The organism is Bacillus sp. FSL L8-0193, assembly GCF_037976065.1.
Taxonomy (GTDB): Bacteria; Bacillota; Bacilli; order Bacillales; family Bacillaceae; genus Bacillus; species Bacillus paralicheniformis.
Genome location: NZ_CP150261.1, coordinates 3,859,983 through 3,875,871 on the forward strand (window position 1 = coordinate 3,859,983; position 15,889 = coordinate 3,875,871).

Genomic DNA, 15,889 nt, shown 5'->3' on the forward strand with positions numbered 1-15,889 from the left:
CGTTATCTCTCCCTACTTGTCCGTATCTTTTTCAAGCCGTCCAGTTTTTCCGCAACATGACGTCCGATTTCGGCCAGCGGCTCCGGCTGGCACAAATCTTTATGCCGGCAATCCATATCATGAATATCAATGTTTCCGTTCAGATAAGGAAGCCATGACTCCGGATCGATCGGATCAAACCATTCCGGTATCACGGTAGATTTGAAGAACAGGATATCACCATGAAAGACGCGGGGCTTATATTCGCTTAAAATCCGGACGGAATTCACATAAGTCTCCTTTAAATTCAAGATCGCAGCCTCATCCAGGCTGGCAAGCGCACTGCCGTCTCGGCGCAGTATATCGATCGCACTGGAAAGTTTCAGCGGTTCCCCGTTAAGGCTGTCCGGATCGTATCCTCCCAATGCCAAGAGTGCAATCAATGCTTCCTGCTCATCAGGTGCATCTTTAATTGGAAGGAAGTGATTCGGGTATGCATCAAGCATGACAAGAAGCGAAATGTCTTCCCCTTGTTCCTGCAGCTGAGTTGCGATCGCATGTACAACATTGCCTCCGAGAGACCAGCCGAGAAGACGATAAGGCCCTGTTGGCTGAATCGTACGAATGTGCCTGATATAATCCGCGGCCATGTCGTCGAGCGTATCAGGAAGCTCTTCCTGCCTTGCGATCCCGCGAGCTTGAAGGCCGTATATCGGATATTCCTTCCCGAGTGCCGTCATTAAACCGGCATAACACCAGCTGAGGCCCCCGGCCGGATGCACACAAAACAGGGGATCCTGACTGCCTCCGGTTCTCAGCGGAAGCAGTACATCCAGCGCACTTTGCCCGCCGCCGGATTCAAGCCGTTCAGCGAGTCCGCTGACAGTAGGCGCTTCAAGCAGGTCGCCGATGCCGAGCTCGACGCCGAGCGCTTCACGAATGCGGCTCATCAGCTGTACGGCGAGCAGAGAATGACCGCCAAGTTCGAAGAATCCGTCATCAATACCAATCCGCGGCACATTGAGGATTTCTGAAAAAAGATCGCATAAGATTTCTTCCTGCGGTGTTCTTGGCCCCCGCCCTTTAACAGCCGCGGCAAAATCAGGCTCAGGCAGCGCTTTTCGATCAAGTTTGCCATTTGGAGTCAATGGCAGGTCTGCAATTTTTACAAATGCAGAAGGCACCATGTACTCCGGCAGAGTGCCTGCGGCAAACCGGCGCAGCTCAGCCGGATCAGTTTCTTCTTCAGACGTCGGGACAACATAGGCGATCAGGCGCTTGTCCCCGGGCTGGTCTTCCCTTACAACTACAGCAGCTTGATTCACCTTGTGATGGCGGACAAGCACCGCTTCTATCTCGCCGAGTTCGATTCTAAAGCCGCGGATCTTGATCTGCTGATCGGCCCTGCCCATATAATCAAGAGAGCCGTCTTGGCGCCTGCGGGCAAGATCGCCGGTTCGGTACATCCGGGTTCCGGGCGGACCAAACGGATCAGCGACAAAACGGTCTGCCGTCAAATCGGGTCTGCCCAAGTAACCCCGTGCGAGGCCGCCCCCCGACACATACATCTCTCCGGTGACGCCCGGGGGTACCGGTTCAAGGTATTCATCAAGCACATATACACCTAAATCGGGAATCCCTTGACCGATCAGGCTGTTCGCTTGAAGTGCTGCAGTCTGCTGATCGAGGGAAATATAGCTGACATGTACCGTCGTTTCTGTAATTCCGTACATATTAATCAGCCGCGGGAAATGCTCCGGATGGCGTTCATACCAATCTTCAAGCCTCTTCAGTTCGAGCGCTTCCCCTCCAAAAATGATAAAGCGCAAGGAAAGGCACTTTCCTGTCTCAGCATTGTCCCGGTCAGCCTGCATCAATTGATAAAATGCGGAAGGGGTCTGATTGAGCACAGTCACTCCCTCGCGTACGAGAAGATTGAGAAAGTCGGCCGGCGAGCGGCTGATTGTATGAGGCACCACGACAAGCCGTCCCCCATTGAGCAGCGCTCCCCAAATTTCCCATACCGAAAAGTCAAATGCGTAAGAATGAAACATCGTCCAAACATCGTCAGAGCCAAAATGAAACCATTGGTCAGTCGCTCCGAACAGCCGCACGACATTTTGATGTGGAACGATCACTCCTTTCGGCTTGCCGGTCGAACCGGATGTGTAAATGACATACGCCGGGTGAAGAGGCAGCAAAGGCTTCGTACGGTCGGCATCAACCGGATTCGCAGAAGCGCATCCGTTCAGTTCCTCTTGTATGCAAGGGTCATCAAGGACAATCCGTTCAACAGATGCGGGAACAGAAAGGCATGATTCGACCGCTGAACTCGTAACGATGCAGGCAGGATGTGCATCATTCAACATAAACGCTATCCTTTCTGCCGGGTAGTCCGGATCCAGAGGCACATATGCCGCGCCAGCTTTCAGCACTGCAAGCAGTCCGACAACCATATCCAAAGATCTTGGCAGCGCCAGGGCAGCAAATTGTTCGGGACCGACCCCTTTGGCGATCAGGAGATGGGCAAGCCGGTTAGCGCGTCTATTGAGCTCGCCGTATGTGAGCGAGTCATTTTCATATATAACCGCAACGGCTTCCGGGTCCTTCGCAGCCTGCTTTTCAAATAAAACAGGCAAAGATGAACAAGGTATGTTGTTGGACGATTTGCTCCAGTCAGCCAGCATGTTTTCACGTTCGGCCGGAAGGAGAATATCAAGTCTTCCAATCGGCTGATCAGGGTCGGATACTGCTGAATCCAGCAGTCTGACAAGCCGTTCGGCCAATGTTTGAACCGTATTTCGCTCAAATAAATCTGTGCTGTATTCCACAAATCCGCCGATACCTGCGGGTGTTCCATCCGCTTTTCGATGTTCCCGAAGCTCAATCGTCAAATCAAACTTGGCTGCGCCGACACTGCGAATGTCAATGTCTGATTTAAGGCCGGAAAGTTCAAGCTCAGGTTCAGGCGTATTTTGATAGGCGAGCATGATTTGGAACAGCGGATGTCTCGCTCTTGACCTGGCAGGATTGAGCACTTCAACAAGGCGCTCGAACGGAAGGTCCTGATGCTCATATGCTGCAAGATTTACTTTTCTAACTCTGTTCAGAAGTTCCCGAAAACTTGGATTACCCGATGTATCTGTTCGGAGCACAAGCGTATTAACGAACAATCCGACAATTCCGCCTAAAGCATCATCGTTTCTTCCCGCTATCGGGCTCCCGAGCGGAATGTCGTGGCCTGCTCCGAGCCGTGTCAGCAGTGAGGCAAGGGCCGACTGCAAAATCATGAACATGCTGACTCCGGTGCTGCGGGACAAACCGAGCAAACGGCCGTGTAGCTGTTCGTCAATGCTGAGATCAATCGTACCGCCTCTGTAGCTTGATTCCGACGGACGCGGGTGATCAGTCGGAAGCTCCAGCTGATCAGGCAGATGTTCCAATGCCTTTGACCAATACCCGAGCTGCTTGGCAATCAGACTGTCCGGATTGCTCTCATGTCCAAGCAGATGTTCCTGCCATACGGCATAGTCGGCATATTGTATAGAAAGCGGCTCCCAAGCAGGTGCCTCACCATTCAGACGCGCATTGTAGGCGGTTTCCAAATCGCAGGTCAGCGGCGTTAAAGACCAGCCGTCGCCAATCATATGGTGCAAAAGCAGAAGAAGAACAAATTTGTCCGGTCCGAGTACGAATAGCTGGGCGCGAAACGGAGGTTCCTTTTCTAAATGAAAACGGTGCCGAACAGCCTCAGCCAGGACTTTTTCCAAATCATGTTCGCTGACATGGGATACAGCGAGTTCGGGACGTGCTTGATCCGCTTCCAATATCAGCTGGTGTGTTGTCCCCTGCTGATCCGGAAAAATTGTTCGAAGCGGCTCATGTCTTGCTGCTACATCGCTCAGAGCGGTTGTCAGCGCCTCTCGGTCCAAACGTCCGGTTAAATGAACGACAACCGGAATATTATAGGTCGGGCTCGGTCCTTCCAAACAGTGCAAAAACCATAGGCGCCGCTGCGCGAAGGACAGCGGAATTTCTTCCCGGCGCTCTCTTTTACGCAATGCCGGACGGGCGCTCTGCGCCTGATCAAGCTGTTTGGCAAGCCCGGCGGCTGTGGGCTCATCGAATAAACGGCCGATTCCGAGTTCGACGCCAAGCGTTTCCCGAATCCGGCCGACAAGCCTGCCTGCCAGAAGCGAATGTCCGCCGAGATCAAAAAAGCTGTCATCAATACTGACTCGCGGCACCCCCAGCACTTCAGCGAATAAATCACACAATATTTCCTCTTGAGGTGTCCTTGGCTCACGTCCGCCTGTATGCATACTCAATGCCGGAGCCGGCAGGGATTTGCGGTCAAGCTTTCCGTTCGGCGTAAGCGGCAGTTCATCAAGAATGACAAATGCAGACGGAATCATATAGTCGGGCAGTGTTTCACCAACGTAGCCGCGAAGCTCGACAGGATGAAGGCTTTCTCCCGAAGCGGGAACGACATACGCAAATATACGCGGATCACCGGGCTGGTCTTCACGAACAATAGCAGCAGCTTGTTTAACAACCGGATGATTTGCAAGCACCGCTTCTATTTCTCCCATTTCAATGCGGAATCCGCGAATTTTGACTTGATGGTCCGCACGGCCGATATAATCAAGCGACCCGTCTTCGCGCCAGCGCACGAGGTCGCCCGTCCGGTACATCCTCGATCCAGGCGGCCCGTATGGATTCGCAATAAAGCGTTCAGCCGTGAGAGCATGACGGTTCAAGTAGCCGCGCGCCACTCCTGTTCCTGCCACATAAAGTTCTCCAGCCGCTCCCGGAGGCACGGGCTGCAATCCGGCGTCTAGAACATACAGCTGCGTATTCCAAATCGCACGGCCGATCCCCGGAGATTTCGTGCAGTTGCCTCCCAGCGCGGCGGCTGTAGACCAAATCGTTGTTTCCGTCGGTCCATAAAGGTTCGTTAATGTGCATCCAAGCTGCTGCAATTGCCGGGCCAAGCTGGCTTGCAGAGCTTCCCCTCCGACAAGCGCACGAAGACCTTTAAGCTTCTCCGGAGCGCTCGAGGCCAATGCATACCAAAGGGTCGGTGTGGCCTGCATCATTGTGATTCCGTATGTTTCAATCATTTTAGCCAATGCGGAGGGGTCTTGTACCGTCTCCTTCTCGGCAAGAACGACTGCCGACCCGCTGATCAGTGGCAAATAAATTTCGAGTGCTGAGATGTCGAATGCAATCGTTGTGACGGCCAGCAGCCGGTCGTCTTGATTAAGCGGGAACATATCCTGCATTGAAAGCAAAAAATTGAATAAGCTTTCAGCTTGTACAACTACGCCTTTAGGTCTGCCGGTTGATCCGGATGTATAAATCATATATGCCGGCTGAGCGCCGGAATGCTGTCTGCCGGGATTTCCTTCAGAACATCCGGAGATTTTTTCCATAACAGTTTGTTCATCAAGGATGAACTTCGGCGTTTGCGAACTGATCATGTCTTGTGCTTTTTTGCTGGTGATGACAAACAGCGGCTGTGCATCATTGAGCATATACTCGATCCTGTCAGCCGGATAATCGGGATCTATAGGTAAATAAGCCGCTCCAGCCTTGAGAACGGCGAGCATGCTGACAATCATTTCCGCTGAGCGCGGCAGGGCCAAAGCAACGAATGTCTCGGGTTTCGCCCCCTTATTGATCAGCAGATGAGCCAGTTGATTTGCCCTTTTATTTAATTCGGAATAGGTGAGAACCTCATCATTGGAAACGACTGCCGGAGATTCAGGGTACTCCTTCGCCATCATTTCAAATCGTTGCGTAAGACTCTCATTTGGAAGACCGCGGTCTGTTTGATTCCATTCGATCAAAATTTGAGCGCGTTCTTCCGGGAGAAGAATATCCAACGTCCCCACCGGCTGAGTTTGCTCGCAATCGGCAATCGTTTTCAGAAGAGTAAGAAAACGATGAATATGATGTTCAAGTTCATCCGCATGATAAACAGCGGGGTTTGCATCCATGTTTATTTTCAACCCGCCTCCGTCCGGGCGGCCGTAAATGTTGATTGACAGATCGTCCACAGGTCCTGTGGCAAGATTATGCACGATGCCTTGACAGCCGGCAAAATTCAAGCGTTGCTCAAAAGGCATCAAATTAAGCTGCGGACCGAACAGCCGCTGATTTTCGCCAAGCAGCTTGAGTTCCCGGCGCAGTTCTTCGTGGCGGTAATGCTGATGACGCCTCAGCTTCATCATCTCTGCTGAGATTTGCTTGACCAGCTCTCCTACGCTCATGTCCGGCTGCATGCCAATCCGAAGCGGAAGGAGATTCATGACCATACCCGGAATATGGAGAGCGGCTGACCCAAGGCGGCACATCATCGGCATCCCGAGAACGACGTCATTTGCCCCCGTCAGCCGATGAACATATATTGCAGCTGCTGCCATCACGGTTTCGTGCCAAGTTGCTCCCATTCTGCTTGCGGCAGACAGAAGACGCTCAGCATGTTCACTCGGCAGATAGTCAGACCTGCGAAGAAAGCTTGAAGAGGTGCGCGGCGCCCTTTCGGCAAGACTGACTACCTCCGGTTCATCGCTGAATCGCTCAAGCCAAAATTGCCGATCTTCCTGATACTTCTCTGATGCGCGGTAAGCCGTTTCCTCCGCGAGAATCAAATCGAGGGAGCCAAAGGCTCCGCTCTGATCGATCGATTTGTTCTGCATCAATGCGGTATATATTTTTGACAGCCGCTCGGCGATCAATGTAAAGCTGAACCCGTCCGTTGCGATATGGTGAGTTCGCTGATACCAGAAGTAATGATCCGGCGCCGTTTTGAAAAGCGCTTCTGTAAAAAGCGGACCGCGAGTCAGATCAACCGGACGGGCAAGGTCATCCTTCATCCAGCTTTTCGCCGCCTGTTCCGGATCGGTTTCTGAGCTGACATCAACATAATGAATCGGAAAATCTGCCGACGGAACGATCACTTGCCACGGTCCGTCTTGATCTTCTCCAAATCTGGCATGGAATGATTCAGCTTCTTTCATGACATGGCGCAGCGCTTTCTCGAAAAGCTCTTGATCAAGCGGGCCTTTAATTTCAACGTATTCAGCTGTATTGTAGATCGGATTTTCCGGATCAAGCTGCTGAGCAAACCAAATGCCGGCTTGCGCTCCTGATAATGGCTTTCGGTTATGTTGACATTCAAGCATTAAGGCGACCTCCTTCATTGATAGTCTGCATTCGGCAAGGGTGCTTCTTTAGAGGAGGACAACAGTCTCCACCAGTTTTCAATCGAAGGGTCCTCCGCAAGCTCCACAAATGACACCTCCCGCCCCGCTCGGCGCCAGCGCTCCGCGAGACTCATGATTCTCACGGAATCAAGTCCCCTGTAAATCAAATTTTCGCTGTCGCTTATCTTTTCCGGTGATTCAAGAAGAAGCGATGCGACCTGTTCGCGAATGATCTGTTTTGTCAGTGCATGAGAGCTTTCTTTTGCGTGTTCATGGCTTGCGTCATCTTTCAGCTGGCTCAAAAGCTGTTCCGCAGTGATTGTGACGCTGCAGCGGTCAGCTGCGTATGTGATGGCCATTTCATGATGCTTTAATGAGAAATCTGCCACCGCATCGGCGACAAAAAACGTTTCAATATCTTGCATAAACGCATCACATGCCGTCATCAGGCAGCCGATATGGGCATAGATGCCGGTGATGATGAGCTGATCCCGACCTTGCTCCTCCAGCATACCTAAAAGGTTGGTTTTTCTGAACGCATTGTACCTCCACTTGGTCAGAACGATGTCGCCTTCATTCGGTTTCAGCTCATCTACGATCTTCTGCTCATCGGAATCAGGACCGATTCCGGGTCCCCAAAAATCTTGGAGAAGCCCCCGTTCTTCCGGTGTCTGAGCGCCTGGCTGAGCCGTGAAAATAACCGGAATGCCAAGCTCGGCACATCGCTTCCGAAGCTTCTTAATATTAGCCAGCAGATCTGTTACCGGAGACTCGCCGCAACGGTAAGCGTTGAGAAAATATTGCTGCATATCATGGATGAGAAGTGCAGCGCGCTTCGGATGAGGAGTCCATGACACCTTGTTTTTCGGCATATTTGATGCTTCTGGCATTTGGTACGGTAAGATGGCAGGAATGGCCATCAAATCACATCCTCTCATTTTTTTATCACGTGATATTCTTAGCTGCAGACATTTTTTCAGCAATCGCTGTACGCAGTTCTTTTTTGCTGACTTTTCCTACGCCTGTCTGCGGGAATGCTTCAACCATTTCCACCCGGTCAGGTATTTTGTAGGCTGCAAGGCCCCTTTCTCTCAAAAACGATTGCAATTCAGCCTGAGCAGGTGCAGCGCCGCGTGGAATAACATACGCACACGTTCTTTCACCGAGAAATTGATCCGGCATCGAGACAACCGCCGCATCGAGTACGGCGGGATGTGCGAGCAGGTGGTTTTCCACTTCTTCCGCGGCAACCTTCTCCCCGCCTCTGTTGATCTGGTCTTTGGCTCGTCCTTCAACAATCAAATAGCCTGATGAATTGACTTTGACCAAGTCGCCCGTACGGTAAAACCCGTCTTCTGTGAACGCTTTGGCATTATGTTCCTCAGCTTTGTAATAGCCGCGGATCGTATAAGGACCTCTTGTCAGAAGCTCCCCGGTCTGTCCGGGTCCAAGTTCGCGTCCTTCTTTATCCACAATTTTAATTTCGTCAAACGGAGACATCGGTCTGCCTTGTGTGTGAACGATCGTGTCTTCAGGATCATCAAGTCTGGTATAGTTGACCAGACCTTCTGCCATGCCATAAACCTGCTGCAGTTTGCAGCCAAACACCGATGTGACGCGTCTGGCGGCTTCGGCACTGAATTTCGCTCCGCCGACTTGAAGGACCTGGAGACTTGACAAGTCGTCCCGGCGCGCCGGAGCAGCGTCAAGCCAGATTAGCGCAAGCGGCGGTACGAGACCTGTGATCGTTACCCTCTCCTTTTCGATCAGAGGAAAGGTTTCATCCGGGCTGCCTCCTGACGCAAGAACGACTCGGCCTCCCGCATAGAGTGTACCGAGCACTCCCGGCGAACTGAGCGGATAATTGTGAGCAATTGGAAGAGCGGCAAGATACACGCTGTTGTGATCAAGCCTGCAAATCTCTGCGCTGACCCTCAAGCTGTATATATAATCATCATGCGTCCTCGGGATCAGCTTAGAAAGACCTGTGCTTCCCCCTGACAACTGAAGAAAAGCGACATCTTCTGAATGGACGTTCTGCGGAGGTGCAGGCTGATCATAAAGGCCCGACAGCGCTTCAAACTCCTCCGATTCGCCGGCGACAATGACATGACGAAGCCCCCGCAGCTTTCCCTTTACCTGTCTCGCCAGCTTGCGGTAGTCAAACCTTGCGTGATGATCGGGAATCACATAAGCAGCAGCTTCAGAAAACTCGCAAAAATACGTGATCTCGCTATGTCTGTGCGATGGAAGCGCAAAGACAGGCAGAGCTCCGATTCGGAAGAGTGCAAAGCAAACTTCAAAAAACTCGATGACATTCGGCAGCTGGACAACGACGCGGTCATTTTTTTTGATCCCAAGCTTTAAAAGACCGCCGGCCAAAGAGTCGGCTCTCTTGTCTAACTCTTGATAGCTTAAATGGGTATCTCCGTATGTAAGGGCAATGCGGCTGCCATGTTTTTCGGCCCGTTCCCTCAGCATTCCCCCAAATGTTTCGCCTCGCCAGCATCCCTCCTTCCGATATTTATCCGCAAACTCCTTCGGCCATGTTGGGCACCCTTTCAACATCCTTTATCCCTCCGTTATTCACTGTTCATTCCCATCGCAAGAAGCATCGTCCGAAACTTTGCAGACGTTTCGGCAAGTTCTTCTTCAGGCTTCGATCCGGCGACAATTCCGGCGCCTGCGTACAGCCGCAGCGCGTGTTCCTCCGCCTCAGCACAGCGAATCGTTACGACCCATTCACCGTCACCGTCCGCGTCACACCAGCCGACCATACCTGTAAAAAATCCGCGGTCAAACGGCTCAATCTGTTTAATCGCTTCTTTCGCCGCATTCGTCGGCGTGCCGCAAACAGCGGGCGTCGGATGAAGAGCGGCGGCGAGCTCTAATGAAGATACAGAAAGATCTGTAAGCTCTCCCTTCAATTCAGTTGAAAGATGCCACATCGTCGGCGTGCTGATCAGCGATGGTTCCGGCACCTCCAGCTTTCGGCAAAACGGCTTGAGCGCGGAAGCAACCGCTTCGACTACGACCGCATGTTCGTGACGGTCTTTAGGAGAAGCAAGCAGTTCAGCCGCCCTTCTTCGATCTTCTTCAGGATCATCGCTTCGAGGTCTTGAACCTGCTAAAGGATTTGCCGTAACGCGGAACCCGGACCGTGATACAAGCAGCTCAGGACTTGCGCCTATCAAAGTGGTACGAGGCGCTTCCGGCGATTGCCCGGTTAAGTCAACGGCAAAGTTGTACCCGCTTGTATTGCGGCGGGCAAGATTTCGCAGCAATTGACCGATATCGACTTTGATCGGCGAGGTCAGCTGCAAAGACCGGGAAAGGACGATCTTACTGTATTCTCCTGCTGCTATACCTGCCAACCCTCGTCTGACCCCGGTCATATACGCTTCCGGGCTTGGAATCTGCTCGATATCATAGGGGTACAGGGCAGGTTCAGGCTCCTCTTTACCGTCTTCTTCACATGTCAGCGGCCCCGCCTGCCACGCTTCGACCGGCACGGTTAACTGCGCCGGCTTTGTATCGTCAAACGGTACAGCTCCGACCACCATCGGATTTTTCTGCCCGTTCTCCCTCGCTTTTTTCAGAACTTCCGCAGCCCGCTGAGCAAGGCTTTGCTCTTCCGTTTGAGAAACAGAAGCCAAAACACCTTCCGCCAGAATGGTCCGCTCAGGGGAAGAGAAAAAGAATGAAGCTCCGGCCTGATATTCCTTCAACAGCTGATCGGCAAGCGCTTCTGACACGACATGACGTTCTATCATCATTAAAACCTCCTTTAGATTGAATCAGGCTCCAAGCGTTGCTCCGCCATCGACGCGCAAATCGTGCATCGTAATATGACGAGCCCCGTCAGACAGCAAAAATACTACAGCATCTGCAATATCAGCCGGCGAAGCCAATTTTCCGAGCGGAATTCCCGTTTTGAATGTTTCAAGTGATCCTTCAATTACGCCTTGCGCAGCTTCCTCACCTTGCCATAGCGACCGCTGCATCGGCGTATCGGTTGATCCGGGCGATACGATATTGCAGCGGATATTGTACTCGGCAAGTTCAAGGCCGAGACATTTCGTAAACATTAAAGCGGCCGCCTTAGAGGCCGCATAGGCGGCCATATGCATCCGCGGCACTGCCGCCGCATTTGATCCGACAGTCACGATCGCTCCAGTTCTGCGCGGAATCATCCGGCGGGCGACGGCACGCGATACGTTAAAAACCCCGGTAGAGTTGGCGCTGAACGTCTTCTCCCAATCTTCATCACTCAATGAATGGATCAGACCCGTTCTGAGCACGCCGGCTACATTGACAAGCATGTCTATCGGACCGATCTCGCGTTCAACATGGGCCACAAGCTGATCGACGGCGGCACTGTCTCCCACATCCGCGGCAAAACCGGAACCCTGCAGATCTTTTCGTTCAAGTTCGGCTTCAAGTTCAAGCAGCCCTTTTCGATTTCGATCAGCTGCGGCAACAAACACCCCACGTTCAGCAAGCGACAGAGCCACTTCTTTGCCGATTCCTTGCGAAGCCCCAGTCACCAAAGCAACCTTGCCTTTCACTCTTATCATTTCCTTTCTTAAAAACGGCAGCTCCCAAGTCTCAAAGAGTCACTGCCAGCTAAATCCTTAATTGATAATGATAATCATTATCGTTTAAAAATATAATATACCAATAAATGCAAACGGTCAAATCGTTTTCGATTGTTTATCCGTATCAATGCTCATGGTATATTATCTGTTATCCATTCTTATCTTTTCTTAAAGCTCGGGGCGCCGGAAGCGCCCCGCTGTCAAACAGGCTTGAAGGCAAACTGGAGCGCTCTGCTGATTAACACAGGCAGAACCGATATATGACCTTCCCCTTTAAATTCATGGTACTCCGCACGAATCCCCTGCTTTTCCAAGGCGGCCAAGCGGGCGGCCAGCCTTTTTGCATTGTCGTTCATCCCGCTTTTATGCGTCTTTTCAAGCTCTCCCGCCCCGAGCAATACCTTTACATCGCAATCCGCTTCCTGCAGCTTCGAAATAAAGTCATGCTCTTCATCAAAAAAGGACGGATGCCAATGGATGGACGGACTTCCGGCGATATATGTCTGAAACAGGGCCGGTTTTGTAAACAGGGTCTGCAGAACAAAAAGTCCGCCAAGGGAATGACCGAAAATCGCCTGCCTTTTCACATCAATCGTGAATTCCTGTTCGATCTCCGGCTTTAACTGCTGTTCGATGAAGGACAGAAAAGCTTTCGCCCCGCCCGGCTCCGGCCAGTCTGCTCCATCAGGTCTCCTGGGCAGCTCGGCGCCCGAATCCGGCAGAGTAAAATCGTAATATCGCCCCCGGTCAAAGGGAGCGTCGGTTTCATAGCCGATGCCGACGATAACGGCCGGCACGACGCCGGTTTTATCGGGACGACGCGACTGCATCCGCAATGCCTCCACCATTGTTCCAAACACGGAATTGGCGTCAAGCAGATAAATTACGGGATATCCTGCGGGCGGCGGTTCCCCAAATGGTTTCGCAATAAAAATCCGGTATGTGCGGCTCCCATCCGTTGAACGCATGCACCGCTGTTCTGTCCCCGGTATCGCCACCGGAATACATTCAGCAGCATTGACAGACTGCTGAAGTTTTTCTTGAGCCATGTGATTCTCCCTTCCCCTCTTTGATTGAGCTAAAAACAGTCTAATGAACCGTCTTTTTTTGTTTAAACAGTAAAAATAAGAAGTAAGGCACACCGAAAATGGCGAGGATGATACCCGCCGGCACTTCGGACGGCTGGAACAGCAGCTTTCCGGCAAAATCAGCGCATAATACGAGAAACATCCCGATCAATCCGCTTAACAGCAATGAGTGGCGGTGCAGAACGCCGACGAGCCTCCGCGAGATGTGCGGAGCAATCAGGCCGACAAATGCCATGCTTCCAGAGATAGCCACACAGGCGCTGATGATGCCGACACAAGCCGTCAGCAGCACCACTTTTTCAACATTGGCGGATACGCCGAGACTCTTCACCGTATCTTCATGAAAGCGAATGGTATCGAGCAGGCCGGATTTTGTCAGCAGGAATGGGATGAGAAGCAGCAGCCACGGCAGTGCCGCTTGAATATACGTCCAATTCGCCGACCAGATGCTTCCGTTTTTCCAAACCATGGCCATTTCGTGGTCATTCGGATTCATCTTCAATGACAGGTACAGCGAAATAGCGCTGAAACCCGAATTGATCGCGATCCCAACGAGAATAATTCTGCCCGAATCCAAGTTGCCGCCATGCCAGGCAAACATAAAAATGAATATCGCCGCCAAAATGCCCCCGATCAAGCCGAAGAATGGCATCCCCATTGCAGCGAGCAGGCTTGTCGTTTCAGTCTGGCCTTGAAAGATCAGCATGTAGCCGACGATTGCTGCACCCGCACCGGCATTAATCCCCAGGATTCCCGGGTCAGCCAGTCCGTTCCTTGTCATCGCCTGGATAACGGAACCGGCAATGCCGAGCCCAAGACCCACGAGTGCTGCCGTCACAATCCTTGGAAGACGCAGCTCAAAAAGAAGAATGGCGTATTGCTCATTCGGATTGATGTGAAGCAATGTTGATAACAGCTCAGCCGGATGTGCGGCAAACGATCCTATTGTTATGCTGAGATAACAGATTGTGAGAATCAGCACAATAAAAACAGCATAGATGACTGCAACCTTTTTAGGCACGCTGCTCCCCTCCTTTTCTTTTGATCAAATAAAGGAAGAAAGGAACGCCGATCACCGAAGTGACGACTTCAATCGGTGTCTCAAACGGATAGTTGAGCAGCCGGCTGAGAAGATCGGCCAGCGTCAAAAAAATGCCGCCGAGAACGCAGGAGCATGGAATCATCCGGCTGTAATCCGCCCCGACGAGAAAACGCGTAATATGCGGTACAATCAGTCCGACAAAAGCAATTTTTCCCGCCATGGCGACGGAGCAGCCTGTCAGAATGACAACCGCTGCCATCGCTGTCCATTTGACGGCCTGCTTTTTCTGGCCGAGGCTTTCGGAAATGTCATCTCCCAATGATAAAGCTGTCACTTTTTTGCTGAGAGAGAGCGCCAGAATGATGCCGATCACAAAAAACGGCACAGCATACTTCAGCAGCTCGGGATTCAATTGATGCAGCCTGGCGCTGTACCAGAAGCTGACGTCCTGGGAAATTTGAAAGTAAATCGACATCGCCGCTGACAGACTGCTGAGCAGCATGCTTGTGACCGTTCCGATGATGGCAAGCTGAACCGGCATAAAACCGTTTGGAATCACCGAGGCGAGGCCGAAGACGAGGCCGGCGCCAACGGCTGATCCGATAAACGAATAGCCCATCATCTCCAGGGAGGTCGAACCCGGAATCACCACCATCAGCAGCGTGATCACAAATGCTGATCCGTCGGAAACGCCCATAATCGACGGAGAAGCTAAATAATTTCGGGTGATACCCTGCATAAGCGCACCGGACACCGCCAGCGCCGCTCCGATTAAAAGAGCGCCGGCAGCGCGCGGAAGGCGGGAATGCCAAATGATTTGATGATCTGTGTTGCCCGGATCAAAATGCAGCAGCGCTGAAAAAATCACTTCGGGCTCAAGCTGTTTTGCACCGTAACATACCGACAGAAAAACGGACAGCAGTATGGCAAACGGAGCAGAAATCATAATGATGCGGGTCATTTGCTTTGAATGCATCGTTCAAGAAACCTTTTCTATTTGTTCTGCGCCAATTTCTCAGCTGCAGCCTTTAAAAATTCAACCTTGCTCCATGCCGTGCCGCCCTGCGCAAGCGGATCTACAGCATTGACAAATACATGGTCATTTTTCACTGCAGAAATGCTTTTCCAAATTGGATTATTCTCTAGATCTTTCAGCGCATTCGGCTTGTCTGCATTCTCATCGTCAGAGAATTGAACAAACATATAGTCCGGATTCATTTCGCTCAGTTTTTCTAAAGAAACCAACTCCTGGGCTTTTGCCGCCTTGACTTCTTTTGGAGCTGTGAAGCCGAGCTCGCCGTATAATGTGGAATTAAAGAATACGTCTTCCGGATAGATAAAGACATTGCCTTGTCTAATTCTGACAACGAGCGCTTTTGTATCTTTGGCCGTTTTCTCAAGCTTTGTTTTTGCTTCCTTAAGGTCTGCTTCATAATCCGAAATAATCTGCTTCGCTTTATCTTCTTTGCCTGTCAGTTCAGCCAGCAGATTTAAATTGTCTTTCCAGTTTGAAGAAACGTGGGAAACAGGAATCGTCGTCGCGATGTTATCCAGTTTTTTCACCACTTTTTCCGGAAATTTCGTTGAAGCCAGGATGACATCCGGTTTAAGCTCAAGAATTTTCTCCAGATTCGGTTCTGTTTTTTCACCGACGGCAGCTGCTTTGTCAGTAATGCTCTTGAACAGGTCCGGGAACTTTCCGGAGAAGGAAATGGCACCGGCCGGGTGAACATCCAGAAGCTTGGCATCTTCCATCGATTCCACGCTTCCCGTAATGACGATTTGTTCGGCCGGGGTCTTCACCTTGTATGTATGATCGAGGTACTCGATGCTTTTCTCAGCTGATGCTGAGCTCTTGCCATCGCCGCCCGCCTTTTCTTTGCTGTTCCCGCATCCCGCTGCGCCAAACGCGAGAAGGAGAATAAATAATAAGATTGATAGTTTTCTCATCTGACTGAGACCCCCTGATTT

General features: G+C 51.6%; 9 protein-coding genes. All 9 read right to left on the reverse strand.

The features are described from left to right. Positions 1 to 2: 2 nt before the first annotated feature. Positions 3 to 7,169: a non-ribosomal peptide synthetase gene (locus MHH76_RS19445; protein ID WP_035337875.1), complete on the reverse strand. Its 7,167-nt coding sequence runs from the start codon at positions 7,167 to 7,169 to the stop codon at positions 3 to 5. A gap of 14 nt (positions 7,170 to 7,183) precedes the next feature. Further along, positions 7,184 to 8,110 (reverse strand): isochorismatase family protein, encoded by a 927-nt coding sequence (locus tag MHH76_RS19450; protein ID WP_043054495.1) that lies wholly within the window; start codon positions 8,108 to 8,110, stop codon positions 7,184 to 7,186. Between the two features lie 25 nt (positions 8,111 to 8,135). Further along, complete coding sequence (locus tag MHH76_RS19455; protein WP_020453232.1) at positions 8,136 to 9,758, reverse strand: (2,3-dihydroxybenzoyl)adenylate synthase; 1,623 nt, start codon at positions 9,756 to 9,758, stop codon at positions 8,136 to 8,138. A 14-nt stretch (positions 9,759 to 9,772) separates the two neighbouring features. Beyond that, positions 9,773 to 10,963, reverse strand: a complete 1,191-nt coding sequence (gene dhbC / locus MHH76_RS19460; RefSeq protein WP_025810653.1) for an isochorismate synthase DhbC — start codon at positions 10,961 to 10,963, stop codon at positions 9,773 to 9,775. 24 nt (positions 10,964 to 10,987) lie between these two features. Continuing rightward, positions 10,988 to 11,767, reverse strand: a complete 780-nt coding sequence (locus tag MHH76_RS19465) for a 2,3-dihydro-2,3-dihydroxybenzoate dehydrogenase (RefSeq protein ID WP_031305134.1) — start codon at positions 11,765 to 11,767, stop codon at positions 10,988 to 10,990. 221 nt (positions 11,768 to 11,988) lie between these two features. Then, positions 11,989 to 12,837, reverse strand: a complete 849-nt coding sequence (locus MHH76_RS19470) for an alpha/beta hydrolase (RefSeq protein WP_020453235.1) — start codon at positions 12,835 to 12,837, stop codon at positions 11,989 to 11,991. 40 nt (positions 12,838 to 12,877) lie between these two features. Next, on the reverse strand, positions 12,878 to 13,897 hold the full coding sequence (locus tag MHH76_RS19475) for an iron ABC transporter permease (RefSeq protein ID WP_023857102.1): 1,020 nt from the start codon (positions 13,895 to 13,897) through the stop codon (positions 12,878 to 12,880). Further along, on the reverse strand, positions 13,890 to 14,894 hold the full coding sequence (locus MHH76_RS19480; RefSeq protein ID WP_020453237.1) for an iron ABC transporter permease: 1,005 nt from the start codon (positions 14,892 to 14,894) through the stop codon (positions 13,890 to 13,892). Before MHH76_RS19480 ends, MHH76_RS19475 begins: the two co-directional genes overlap by 8 nt. Positions 14,895 to 14,911: 17 nt before the next feature. After that, positions 14,912 to 15,868 carry an iron-hydroxamate ABC transporter substrate-binding protein gene (locus MHH76_RS19485; RefSeq protein WP_023857101.1) on the reverse strand — a complete coding sequence of 319 codons (957 nt, stop codon included), beginning with the start codon at positions 15,866 to 15,868 and terminating at the stop codon, positions 14,912 to 14,914. Positions 15,869 to 15,889: the final 21 nt, after the last annotated feature.